Here is a 12241-nt window from a genome sequence, read left to right on the forward strand (position 1 = left end):
AAAACGGTCAGTAAAAATGAAAAAAATATTACTTATCATACTTCCACTCTTTTTGAGTGGATTTTTATTTTCTCAGAAAAAAGCTCCGGTGAAAAAACCGAAAGTAATTCCTAAATTCAACTATCATGAAGAATTTAAGAAAATCTCTGATGAAATTTTTCTTCATGGAACAGCGTACGATAATCTTGGTGAATTGACCAAAGGAATCGGATCGCGATTCAGTGCGTCACCAGGCTACGCTAAAGCAACCGAATGGGCTGAAAAAAATCTCAAAGAAGCAGGAGCTGAAAATATATGGAAACAGGAAGTAAAAGTTCCGGTTTGGATCAGAGGGAAAGAATCTTTGCAGATCAAAACTTCTTCAGGCGATTGGAAATCTATTAAAATGCTTTCATTCGGGAATTCTGAAGGAACAAAGGGAAAAGATTTAATCGCTGATATTCTTTTGGTAAATGATGTTCAGGAGCTTGTAAACCTGAGAACCGCAGACGTAAAAGATAAAATCATTTTTGTAAACTATCCGATTGATCCTACCATTATCAGTACCGTAGATTCTTATATGATTGCTGCAAAATCTAAGCTTATTTCGGCTTCCGTGATTGGACAGAAAGGAGCAAAAGCTTTAATTATAAGATCATTAACGACCGCTTCGGACGACATTCCGCACGCAAAACAGGTTTATTATGAGCCTGAAGACAAAACAAGAATTCCGGCAATGACCATTGGAGTCCGTTCTGCAGATGAGCTTGAAAAACTGCTAAAGAAAACATCGGTTAAGGCTAAAATCAACATGTCTGCCGAATCAAAGGGCGAAACCATTAATCATAATATTATCGGCGAAATTCCCGGTAAAAAAGATTCAAAAGTGATTGTTCTGGGTGCGCAGCTGGATTCTTGGGATTTTGCTGAAGGCGCTCATGACGACGGAACCGGAGTTGTACAGTGTATGGAAGTTCTAAGAACGTTTAAAGCTTTAGGTTATGATAATAACCATACGCTAAGAATTGTGCTTTATGCCAACAGTGAAAACGGTGGAATGGGTCGTGAAACCTATGCTTTGCAGGCAAAAAAGAAAGAAGAAAAGCACATTTTTGCATTGGGAACCGATGCAGGAGGTTATTCTCCACGAGGTTTTTCATTGGATATGTCTCCACAAAGAAGAAAGCTGATTTTCGAATGGAAAAATTATTTTTTACCTTATGGAATTTATGATTTCGACCAGACTTATGCCATTCAGGATATTGCACCGTTGAAAAAACTAGATGTTCCGTTGGCTGAAATGGTCGTTGATACTCAAAGATATTTTGATTATCATCACTCCGAAAAAGATACCTTCGATAAGGTCAACAAAAGAGAATTACTTCTCGGAGCAGTTGCCATGACCCAGCTTATTTTTATGATTGATAAAAACTGGTAGACCTTTAAATTTAATTTATAAAAAACTAATGAGCATTAACAAAACTCTTTCAGAAGAAAATACACAACCTGTTCATCCGAATTACAAAAAAGCTGCCGAACTCCTTTATATCTCAGGATTTTTAGGCATTGGCAACCTGATCTGGAAATATGATACTTTAGAAAATGAACTGCAAATTTTCATAGCAATTATTGTTCTGGCATTTGGTTTCGTGCTTGCGTATGTCACCAGTAAAGGGATTGAATGGTTTAAATATATTTTACTTGCTCTTTTCGCATTCGGTCTTATCAGTATTCCGTTCATTATTTCGGATATTTTAAATGAGCCTGTGGTCGGAATTATTAATATCGTACAAACGATTCTTCAAATATATGCGCTGGTATTATTATTTAAAATTCCAAAAACTGTAAATCCAAACCAATCTGATCAGAAAAATTAATATGGAAATCAAACAATTAAATTTAAACCCGGAAAAAATCAATAACGATAAAGTAAAAAATCTGTACGATCAGATGCAGGAATTGATTGAAAAACTTAATATTAAAAAGCTTCCATCAGAAATTGTACAATTTATCAATCAACAGATTGAAGATATTAATTCAACAACTCTGACAGGTTTTCAGCTTTATAAATTTCTAAAAAAAATACAGACTGCTATTATCAAAAAACTAGAAGCTGATCATAAAATAGTTCCTAAAAATTATTACAGAAACCTTTGGACAGCCGTCGGAATGTCGGCTTTCGGATTGCCTTTAGGTGTAGTTTTCGGTTTGAGCATGGGAAATATTGGTTTAATGGCATTGGGTTTACCCATTGGTTTGGCAGTTGGTGTTGGAGTAGGAACTTCAATGGACAAAAAAGCTTTGGCAGAAGGAAGACAAATCGATATGGAATTAAAATTTTAATGAAATCACAGAAAATTCAATGAAAAATATAATTTCAACCGCTATCCTATTCTTCGGTTTCACTGCTTTCGGACAGACTAAAGAAGATTCAATTCAATTCAGCAGAATTTCTATTGAGATTTTAAATAAAGGAAAGTCGTACAACGAATTAAGAGATTTAACTAAAAACATAGGTCATCGACTAAGCGGCTCAGAGGCTTACGAAAAATCGGTAAAATGGGCCGAACAAAAATTAAAAGAAGCCGGAGCCGATAAAGTGTGGCTTCAGGAAGTCATGATTCCGGTTTGGGAACGAGGAAAAGAATCTTTAAAAATAAAAGCCGGAAACGGAAAATGGATTTCTCTGAAAATGCTTTCTTTAGGCAATTCTGAAGGCACAAAAGGAAAAGATATTTCGGGAGATATTATCATGGTGAAATCTTTAGCGGAATACGACAAACTTACTCCTGATCAGGTAAAAGATAAGATTGTTTTCTTCAATTATCCTTTCAGTCAGTCTTACGTTCAGACTTTTCATGCCTACAGCGATGCAGCTGTTTATCGCTCTACTGCTGCATCATTAACGTCAAAAAAAGGTGGGAAATTTGCGATTGTACGATCACTTTCGTCTGCATTTGATGATGTTCCGCACACAGGAGCGATGCGTTACGATAAAGATATTGAAAAAATCCCTGCCGTTGCCATCGGAAATACTACTGCAGATGAACTGGAAAGTCTTTTAAAATCACAAAAAATTATCGCTAAACTCAATTCCAACTGTGGTATGAAAGGTGAGAAACTCTCCCACTCTGTTATCGGGGAAATCACAGGTCACAAAGATAGAAGTGTGATTGTTGTAGGCGGACATTTAGATTCATGGGATGTAGGCGAAGGAGCTCATGACGACGGAGCAGGAATTGTACAAAGCATCGAAGTTTTGAGAACTTTTAAAAATTTAGGGATTAAAAATAATCACACGATAAGAGTCGTCTGTTTTGCCAATGAAGAAAACGGTGTAAAAGGCGGTCAACAATACGGAAAAATAGTAAAAGAGAGCAACGAAAAGCACCTTTTTGCCTTAGAATCTGACGCGGGAGGATTTTCACCACGAGGAATTGCTCTGGAAATGGATGAGGCTAAAATCAATCAGATCAAAAGCTGGTCTTCCTTATTTTTACCTTACGGAGCTTATGATTTTGAAGGAAGATATTCAGGGACCGACATATATCCTTTGAAAGATATGGGAGTTCCTACCGCAGAGCTGGCTCCGGATTCTCAGAGGTATTTTGATATTCACCACACCGAAGAAGATACTTTTGAAAAAGTAAACCGCAGAGAATTGTTGTTGGGAGCAACGATCATGACGCAGATGATTTATATGATTGATAAAAACTGGTAATTATAAAGCCCTCGATTTGAGGACTTTTTTTTATTAAAATTATTTTAAATATTCTTTTTTAGCAATAACAAAATTTAAAACTTTCCCTTCTCTTTTTATTTTAATATTGATAACATTAACATCTTTCTCAATTCGGTTCAGCAAATATGTGCAAACCGTTTCGTTGGTCAGATTTTCGAGACTTATGTGATTGATGCTTAAAATCTCATCATCAAATTTTAAAGGAAAATCTTTATCATTAAATAATAAAACCACTTTCGCTTTATTATCGATAAATCGATATCCAAAACCAAATGATTCTAGTTTAGGCTCATCTTCTTTAATTTGACGAAGGTAGATCTTACTATTTTTCCAATCCAGAATATAACTAAATTTTTTGAGAAATTCATTTCCCAGCAAGCTTGTAGATCCGGTAACGATAAGCTGGTTGCCGAATTTCTTTTGATCGATCATAATTTCGCCTGTCCTGAAATGATATGAAACCTGTGGTTTTCCTGCTCCGAAAGCACCTATAGAAGCAATTCCGTACGTTTCAACAAACTTCAGATTACCTTTTTTCGGATCGAAATATTTATCTAAGATTTTCATGGAACCTGTAAAGCCGGTATCAAAAGTCATCTCTATTTTTTTATCTAAAATTTTAGCTTCAATGATAGGTGTTTTCTGCATTTTGGGATCAAAAGAAAATATGGTTTCGTACCCTTCGATCGAGAAATTGGTAAGATTTTGGGTTGCTTCCAGATTATTTTCAGAATAATTGATTCTCCAGAAAAGTTTTGCCATTTGATTGGCTCCGATAATTCCGTCAATTTTTATACAGCCGAATTCTGTCCCTTGCAAATCCATCACAACTGTCCCGATATTTTTGAAGATGATATTATCAATTTTCATTTCAGGGATTTCGGTAAAAATCTGTTTTTGCTTATTTTTCTGTGAATCTGAAACTTTGCTGGTATGTTTTTCTTTCAGTTTTAATTGATTAAAAATTGCGAAAGAAATAACTGTAGGTGCTCCTGTGTCAAACAAAAACTGATACATTTTACCATCTATTTCTACTTTTACAAGAGGTAATTCATATTCAAAATTCAAATTAACTTTTTCCACAGGATTTTTTAATACTGCTTCTCCAGTTTCAAAAAATTTCTTTCCTTGAGCAGAAATTGTAATGGTAAGAAATACGTAAGCAAAAAGTGAAATTTTCTTCATGAATAATTTTTGATAAAAATAGTGTTTTGAAATTAGTAATGTGAATTAATGATGAGTGATTTCAAGAAAATTCATCTTTAAGAAAGCTTAAAACCAAATTATGGTTTTCCTTAATATTTTTTTCAATCATTTGTGTATTATTGTATATCAAAAAACTAATAACCATGGAAATTATTTTAATTGTTATTTTAATTATTTTAGTGATTTATTTTTATGCTAAATCACAAAAATTAAATAATAAAATCAAAACCAAAGATTCAAAAATCACTGAACTATCAAAAGATATAGCGCAACATCAAGCTGAAAATAATTTATTAAAAAATAAGTTTCAATCAACCCAAACAGAATTTTCAGAACTTCAAATTAATAATCGTGATCTAAAAGATAAAATTGCAGAATTAAGTAAATATCAAAATATAATTGATGTAAAAGTTGAATGTGAATATTTGTTGAAAAAAGCTCATAAATATTACGAGAAACTCCGAGAAAAAGGAAATCAGGAATTGTTTGATGCTCAGGAAAATGCAAAAGAATCACGCCGAAATATTAAAGAACTCACAGAAAATAAAAAACGTGAAATTGAACTTCTCTACGAAAATGCAGTAAGAGAATCAAAAAGAATTATCGAAAATGCAGAAAACAGAGCAGAAACCATTGGCGGTGATGCTTACAAAAGTTTGAGAGAAGCCAATGAAATTGCAGACAGAATTCAGGCAATGCAAAATGTAATTAAAGGCTATGGAAATGAATATCTTGTACCGAGCTATACGCTCTTAGACCAGCTTGCAGAAGATTTTAGTCATAAAGAAGCCGGAGAAAATCTTAAAAAACTTCGTCAAAACAATAAACTGATGATTGTGAACCGACAAGCCGGAATCTGCGAATATATGGATGAAGAAAGACAAAAAACTGCTGTGGATTTTGTGATTGATGCTTACAACGGTAAAGTTGATTCTGTTTTAGCAACAGTAAGAAAAGACAATTATGGCATCTTGAAACAGAAAATAGAAGATGCTTTTCAGTTGGTTAATTTTAACGGAAAAGCGTTTAGAAATGCAAGAATATCAGAAGTTTATCATCAGGCGAGATTAGAAGAATTAAAATGGGCAGTCGTTGCACAAGAATTGCGTGCAATGGAACTTGAAGAACAGAGACAAATCCGCGAACAGATTCGTGAAGAGGAAAAAGCCCGAAAAGAGTTTGAAAAAGCAATAAAAGAAGCCGAAAAAGAAGAACAAACTTTAAAAAGACTCATTGAAAAAGCGGAAGCACAAGTTTCAAGAGCTAATGAAGAGCAGAAAGCAATTTTCCAACAAAAACTGGAAGAACTCCAGGGAAAACTCGAAGCAGCAGAAGAAAAAAATCAAAGAGCCATATCAATGGCTCAGCAAACAAAAACCGGAAATGTGTATGTGATTTCAAACATCGGTTCGTTTGGAGAGCATGTTTATAAAATAGGAATGACGAGACGTTTAGAGCCTTTAGACCGAGTTCGTGAATTAGGAGATGCAAGTGTACCTTTTGAATTTGACGTTCATGCAATGATATACTCTGATGATGCGCCTGCCCTAGAAAGACAACTTCATAAAAAATTTCTTAAAGATCAGCTTAATAAAATAAATCCTCGGAAAGAATTTTTCAGATTGGACATTAATGATTTAAAGCATCATCTTGAGTTAATCGGAATCAATTGTAAATGGACACTTTTAGCAGAGGCAAAACAATACAGAGAAAGCCTTAAACTTGAAAAAGAAATGAAAACTGATAAAATTCTTGAGGCTGAATGGGAACGTTATCAGGAAATCGCTGACCCAGTAACTTATGATGAAGTGATTGAAGAAGTTTAAAATTTAAATCTCTCATTCTTCGATTAATAGGATCAAATCTTAAACAATTTTCAATTTTCTCTTTGCCATAACAAAAAAACATCCTATATTTGCACCACTGAAAACGAGAAATCGTAGTAAGTAAGGAGAGTTGGCAGAGTGGTCGATTGCGGCAGTCTTGAAAACTGTTGACTGTAACAGGTCCGGGGGTTCGAATCCCTCACTCTCCGCCAGTTGGAAAACCAAAATAAGCTAAAACGCTGTAAACATTTATGTTTACAGCGTTTTTTTTTTTTTGATATATATCAGGTATTGTCGCACTTAACTATTTTAAAATTCATCTAAATATTCCTTTATTTTTTCTTTAGGTATTAAATTCAGAATCTGATTTGCATCAATAATTTTATGTTCATTAATAATGCTGTAAACAGCCCTTTCTGCATCAGGAGAATTGATAAGCCGGTCAAGCAGACCATAGATATTGACCATTTTTTTATGCTTATTTTCTTCATCTCCACCGAACCATGAACCGTTGAAATGATGACTTACATAGTTTTTAGGTAAATCCTGTGAAAAATATACAGAAGGATAAAGTGTTACATTATGTTTAAGCTTCTGAATGGTATCACTGTATCGATCAGCTCCATACCCTTTTTCGAGCATTTCAGAAAAAATATCGGTATTAATGCGCTCTTCAAAACCGTCTTGTTTATTGTAGTACGCAACAAAATCTTTTGAAAGCTGATGATCCGGTTCTGCCATCCAGAATGCAGAATAAGGAACACCTTTTACTTCAAAACCACAAACTGCTTTTTCATCAAGAAATTCATCCAGCGGAAGCTTAAGCTCCATGTCTATATCCATATAAATTCCGCCATGATCGAGCATTACTTTTGAACGTACATAATCCGAAACAAATGCCCATTTTTTCTGTTCGAATGCTTCTTTTACATAAGTGTTGTCTTGTAAAGGTGCATTACCTTCATTCCATTCTACAATTTCATAATCAGGATGAATTTTTTTCCAGGATGCAATGCAATGTTCTGCCAATTCATGTTTCGGATTTCCTCCAAACCAGCAGTAATGTATTTTTTTAGGAATCATATATTTGTTTTTTGGTGATAGTGAACGTAATATTGTCTCATCATTCATTACAAATATTAAACCTTAATGATGTTGAATCGAAAATTTTTACCATTAAACAATACTTTTCAAATTTAATTTTAACCAAAATAACATTCCTTAAAAATAATTTTTTAATGTATTTAATTTTGTTTCAAGCATTTATTATTTAAATGGTATGGTTATTTCTTACAGAAAAGGGGATTGAAATTCCTGACGCATTATTTTAGACTAAACCTATGGAACAGCAAAATACCAACCCTTACCTGCCAAAGAAATATGTAGAAATTCTGACCCCGGACTGGGTGAAAAATGCTACGCTGTATGAACTTAATGTACGCCAGTTTTCTGAGGAAGGAAATTTTAAAGCGATTGAAAAGCAACTGCCAAGATTAAAAAAGTTGGGAATCGATATTATTTGGCTGATGCCAATTCATCTCATCGGTGAACTACACCGTAAAGGAACATTGGGAAGTTATTATTCTGTAAAAGATTATTATGGTATTAATCCAGAGTTTGGTGATGAAGCAGACTTTAGAAATCTTGTCAATGCCATTCATGATAATGGAATGTATGTCATTCTCGATTGGGTCGCCAATCATACAAGTTGGGACAATGATTTGGTTGAAAAGCATCCGGACTGGTATATGAAGTCAAGGAAAGGTACATTTCAATCTACAAGATGGAGGGATTATGACGATATTATTGAATTTAATTATAGAAATCCGGATCTTAGGAAATATATGACAGATGCACTAAAATTTTGGGTTGCAGAATATAATATCGATGGTTACCGATGTGATATTGCAAGCTTCGTTCCGCTTGATTTTTGGGAAAATACAAGGATGGAACTTGATGCCATAAAGCCGATATTTATGCTCGCAGAAGCCGAAGACAAAGAGCTCCATCGGAAGGCTTTCGATGCCACCTACAACTGGAATCTCTGGAATATTATTCATAAAATTGCCACGACTGAAACAAGTGTGAAATTGCTTACTGAAGCTTATATTGCGGAACATGTATCAATATTTCCTAAAGACGGAATGAGGATGAACTTTATAGACAACCATGATAAAAATTCCTGGGAAGGCAATCAGTACAGTAATTTTGGTGATGCATTGGAAGCGGCCATTGTTTTTACAGTTCTGATGGACGGAATTCCGTTGATCTATAATGGTCAGGAAGCAGGACTTAACCGTTCTCTCGAATTTTTTGAGAAAGATCCGATCGAATGGAAAAGTCATAAAATTGCCACACTTTACTCTACTCTTTTTCATTTAAAACATCAGAACCAGGCACTTTGGAACGGAAATCACGGCGGAGAAATGGTAAGAACTATGAACGACCGTATGGATCAGGTCATCTCATTTGTTCGTGAGAAAAACGGAGACAAGGTTCTTGGTTTTATCAATTTAAGCAGAGATGTATTAGTGGTACAGTTTGATACATCATTTGATACCGGTTTTTATACGAATCTTTTTACAGGAGAAAAACAGAAAGTTTCTGAAACATTTATCCTAACCATGAATCCTTGGGATTATGTGGTGCTTTACAGCTCTTCAATTAATTAGAGAATAATTATATCTAAAAAAATACAGTCACTAAGTTCCAGAAACTTTATATTATCTTACAATCACATTGAATACTTTCATCCAGCAAAGTTCTTCACGGTTTTAGCGTTAAAACTCAGGGCAGATAAAGTTGTTTTGCAACTAAATTTTTAAAAGAATATCTTTCGTCATTCTATTCATCTGATTTTCTTGCATAAAGAAATTCACCAATGATAAGAAATTGAATTCCTATAATAAATCCGCCCAATATATCTGTAAACCAATGGGCACCAAGATAAATTCTCGATGCAGCCGACAGAAATAGTATTATAATTAAGAATACAATAAGCGTTCGTTTTATTGGTATTGAAATTCTTTGTGCATGAAAACAAATAATCGATAAAAATCCAAAAAATACGGTATAGAATAAAACATGCCCACTTGGAAAACTCTTATAATTCGTTTCTTCAAAAATCTTTACTAAATCTGCCGTAGGTCTTGGGCGATCGATCATCATTTTTAAAATCCATGAAATAATTCCTGTAAGCATGGTCGAAAGCATCAGAAATGCTTCACGTTTCTTTTTGAACAAATAAAATATAAGTGAAGTGATAACAATTGCCGAAAAAGCGAAAGGTACGTTTCCAAAATAGCTCAATCCTCGCATTAAACCGTTAAATGATAAATATCTTTCAGACTGTAATTTATCAGAAATGTAGCGATCCCAATATAAATCGGTATCGCTGATCACATAATAAGTAAGTATTGTAAATAGTAATGTTAAAATAAAAAGAATCACTGTTCTGAATACTCCAAAACTATTGTATTTGACTTCTCTTTCTGCCATATATTTTTCACTCATGAAGACATTCTTTCGTTCTCAATTTCAGTCATTTTATCAAGCTCCAGTTTAAAGCAACCAAGAATAAACTCGCTGTAGTACATTTGGGCTTTCAAAGGCATTGTTCTCGAATGCAGATCCAGTCGTTCTGTTAAGAGTATTTTACCTGCATAGGAAATAGAAAAATAGGCAAATAATTTTTGATCGGATTCTTTTACAGGACTTGAATAGCCGGTTACTGCAATAGACCAGTCTGTTTGATACAATTCAGCAACGTTCAGAGCCATTTGTTTTGCAATATTATGTGATATGCCATTTTCTCGAATGACTTCTTCCCTATCAATATTCAATAAATTAATTTTTTCATCGTAAGAATAAACAGTAAGCCCACCTTTGAAAAACTCTGAGGCATCCTTCATCTGTGAAAAAGAAAACTGTAAAAAACCTGCCGTAACACTTTCTGCTATAGAAACGGTCTGATGGAGAGCCTGCAGATGCTTCCCTATATAATTAAGAAGATTCTGAAGCTCAGCGATGAAATGTATAAAAGATTTCGCATGAAGCTGCTCTATGGTAAGGTCTATTTTTGAATGTTTTAATATCATACTGCGATGTTTGCACATTATTTTACGCTACACGAAGGGAATCTAATTGAAATTCTTCTGCATCGTCAATATTCAGCCAATCTAAAATCACGCCATGAATCGATCAAATGTGGTATCAAAAAGTAATTCTCTGTGTAAGCTTGGAATATTTATTGTTATGATCGTAAATACACCTAATCGCTTTAATTATGAAAATAAATTTCACAACCATTAATAAGAAAGACTGTACCACAGACCTTCAAAAAAAATTATGGAATGGTGCAGAAGAATTTGCAAAAACCAATGTGATGAAAAAGCTGGAATCTGCCGCAAAATATCTGGGTGATTTGCAGATCAGTATCATTATCGATATGGGAAAAGGAGTTCCGTCTGTCATACAAAATGATCTTACCGAGGAACAGTTTATCACGGCACAAAGAGCATTACACGCAAAACTTTAGATTAAAATCTAATTATAGAAGATGAAGAGACTGTTTTTTGCTGAATCTCTTTTTTTCTGCATTTAACCTTTGAATTTTTCGGTATTCCCATGGTGAAACTGCTCTTTTATCCTGCCATAAACCTCTCTTTTTCGACCTTGCTTCCATTTCCAGAGTTGCAAGATATTTGTTTTTTGAATAAGAAAAATACCACCATCCTAATCCGTTTTTAATCAGTTCTTCTGAAAGATATTTGCCGTTATTGTAATAAATTTTAGCAATATCACGCCCGTAACGATCTTTATCGGTTTTAAAAAAGATAATTTGTTTCCCGAAAATCTGATCTGAAGTAAATTGTCTAGCATTTTTGGCAAAAGCCTGACCTTTTTCAGGACAATCAACTTCAGCTAATCTTAATTTTAGCTTGCTTTTGTCGGATAATAAAACGGTAATGGTGTCACCATCAGATACGCCAATTACTTTTGCTTTAGTTTGTGAAAATGTGATTATTGATATCAGGAAAAGTAATAATGAAAAAATAAGTTTGTTCACCGGAAGTATTTGCTGCAAAAATATTAATTATTGCTAAGAATTTAAGCGGAAAATGAACTTTATTGTTTGAATTTAAATTCTATTTTTTTTAAAATTTTCACTAATCGTATTATGATAATATCCTGAAAAAGAGATTACAATATCATAAAAAGTTTAAAAAAATGCAAAATTATAATTTAAAATTCTTAACATTGCATTATAAAACAAAATGATGAAAAAAAACAGCAACACCTCACCGGAGCTAATCGCTTTAACGGGAAAAACAAAAAAAGAAATCATATCCATATTGGGAAACAAATATTCTGAAAATCCTGAAGGATCCATGATCTACGCGACAAGAATTTTTTTTACAACAAAAAAAATGTTCATAATTTTTAATGACCACGACATCGTTGAGATTGTATATACAGAATAAGCTTC

The 12241-nt window shown here is 33.8% G+C and carries 13 protein-coding genes and 1 tRNA gene; 9 read left to right on the top strand and 5 right to left on the bottom strand.

The window, feature by feature from the left end:
• The first annotated feature begins 16 nt into the window (after positions 1-16).
• Genes BA768_RS18525 through BA768_RS18540 form a run of 4 tightly spaced genes read left to right on the top strand, consistent with a single transcriptional unit; the run spans position 17 to position 3700 of the window.
• On the top strand, positions 17-1417 hold the full coding sequence (locus BA768_RS18525) for a M28 family peptidase (protein WP_083206739.1): 1401 nt from the start codon (positions 17-19) through the stop codon (positions 1415-1417).
• Between the two features lie 28 nt (positions 1418-1445).
• A complete protein-coding gene (locus BA768_RS18530; protein ID WP_065721945.1) occupies positions 1446-1856 on the top strand; it encodes a hypothetical protein in 411 nt (136 codons plus the stop codon).
• A 1-nt stretch (position 1857) separates the two neighbouring features.
• A complete protein-coding gene (locus BA768_RS18535; RefSeq protein WP_065721946.1) occupies positions 1858-2322 on the top strand; it encodes a hypothetical protein in 465 nt (154 codons plus the stop codon).
• Between the two features lie 19 nt (positions 2323-2341).
• Positions 2342-3700 (top strand): M20/M25/M40 family metallo-hydrolase, encoded by a 1359-nt coding sequence (locus BA768_RS18540; protein ID WP_065721947.1) that lies wholly within the window; start codon positions 2342-2344, stop codon positions 3698-3700.
• Between the two features lie 39 nt (positions 3701-3739).
• On the opposite strand, the gene BA768_RS18545 is transcribed toward BA768_RS18540, so the two are convergent.
• The gene (locus BA768_RS18545) at positions 3740-4906 is read right to left on the bottom strand and encodes a retropepsin-like aspartic protease (protein WP_065721948.1); all 1167 of its coding nucleotides are present in this window, start codon (positions 4904-4906) and stop codon (positions 3740-3742) included.
• A gap of 164 nt (positions 4907-5070) precedes the next feature.
• Here BA768_RS18545 and BA768_RS18550 point away from each other — a divergent pair, with 164 nt between their 5' ends.
• Both BA768_RS18550 and BA768_RS18555 read left to right on the top strand, forming a co-directional pair.
• Positions 5071-6753 (top strand): DUF4041 domain-containing protein, encoded by a 1683-nt coding sequence (locus tag BA768_RS18550; protein WP_065721949.1) that lies wholly within the window; start codon positions 5071-5073, stop codon positions 6751-6753.
• Between the two features lie 124 nt (positions 6754-6877).
• Positions 6878-6965, top strand: a tRNA-Ser gene (locus tag BA768_RS18555).
• A gap of 97 nt (positions 6966-7062) precedes the next feature.
• On the opposite strand, the gene BA768_RS18560 is transcribed toward BA768_RS18555, so the two are convergent.
• Entirely contained in the window at positions 7063-7884 is an 822-nt protein-coding gene (locus BA768_RS18560; RefSeq protein ID WP_083206740.1) for a glycosyltransferase family 32 protein, read from the bottom strand.
• A gap of 209 nt (positions 7885-8093) precedes the next feature.
• Here BA768_RS18560 and BA768_RS18565 point away from each other — a divergent pair, with 209 nt between their 5' ends.
• Positions 8094-9425 (top strand): alpha-amylase family glycosyl hydrolase, encoded by a 1332-nt coding sequence (locus tag BA768_RS18565; RefSeq protein ID WP_065721950.1) that lies wholly within the window; start codon positions 8094-8096, stop codon positions 9423-9425.
• 172 nt (positions 9426-9597) lie between these two features.
• Here BA768_RS18565 and BA768_RS18570 read toward each other — a convergent pair whose 3' ends face one another.
• Together BA768_RS18570 and BA768_RS18575 are read right to left on the bottom strand one after the other, a co-directional pair.
• The gene (locus BA768_RS18570; protein WP_065721951.1) at positions 9598-10266 is read right to left on the bottom strand and encodes a phosphatase PAP2 family protein; all 669 of its coding nucleotides are present in this window, start codon (positions 10264-10266) and stop codon (positions 9598-9600) included.
• Positions 10263-10850 carry a CinA family protein gene (locus BA768_RS18575; protein WP_034673710.1) on the bottom strand — a complete coding sequence of 196 codons (588 nt, stop codon included), beginning with the start codon at positions 10848-10850 and terminating at the stop codon, positions 10263-10265. The genes BA768_RS18570 and BA768_RS18575 overlap by 4 nt, the downstream gene beginning before the upstream one ends.
• Before the next feature lie 188 nt (positions 10851-11038).
• Here BA768_RS18575 and BA768_RS18580 point away from each other — a divergent pair, with 188 nt between their 5' ends.
• A complete protein-coding gene (locus tag BA768_RS18580) occupies positions 11039-11290 on the top strand; it encodes a hypothetical protein (RefSeq protein WP_065721952.1) in 252 nt (83 codons plus the stop codon).
• 12 nt (positions 11291-11302) lie between these two features.
• Here the strand turns inward: BA768_RS18580 and BA768_RS18585 are convergent, their stop codons facing one another.
• A complete protein-coding gene (locus BA768_RS18585) occupies positions 11303-11821 on the bottom strand; it encodes a thermonuclease family protein (protein ID WP_083206741.1) in 519 nt (172 codons plus the stop codon).
• Between the two features lie 208 nt (positions 11822-12029).
• Between BA768_RS18585 and BA768_RS18590 the strand changes: the two genes are divergently transcribed.
• Complete coding sequence (locus BA768_RS18590; protein WP_123947142.1) at positions 12030-12236, top strand: hypothetical protein; 207 nt, start codon at positions 12030-12032, stop codon at positions 12234-12236.
• The last annotated feature ends 5 nt before the right edge of the window (positions 12237-12241 follow it).

It is taken from the genome of Chryseobacterium sp. CBo1 (assembly GCF_001693475.1).
Classification (GTDB): domain Bacteria; phylum Bacteroidota; class Bacteroidia; order Flavobacteriales; family Weeksellaceae; genus Chryseobacterium; species Chryseobacterium formosense.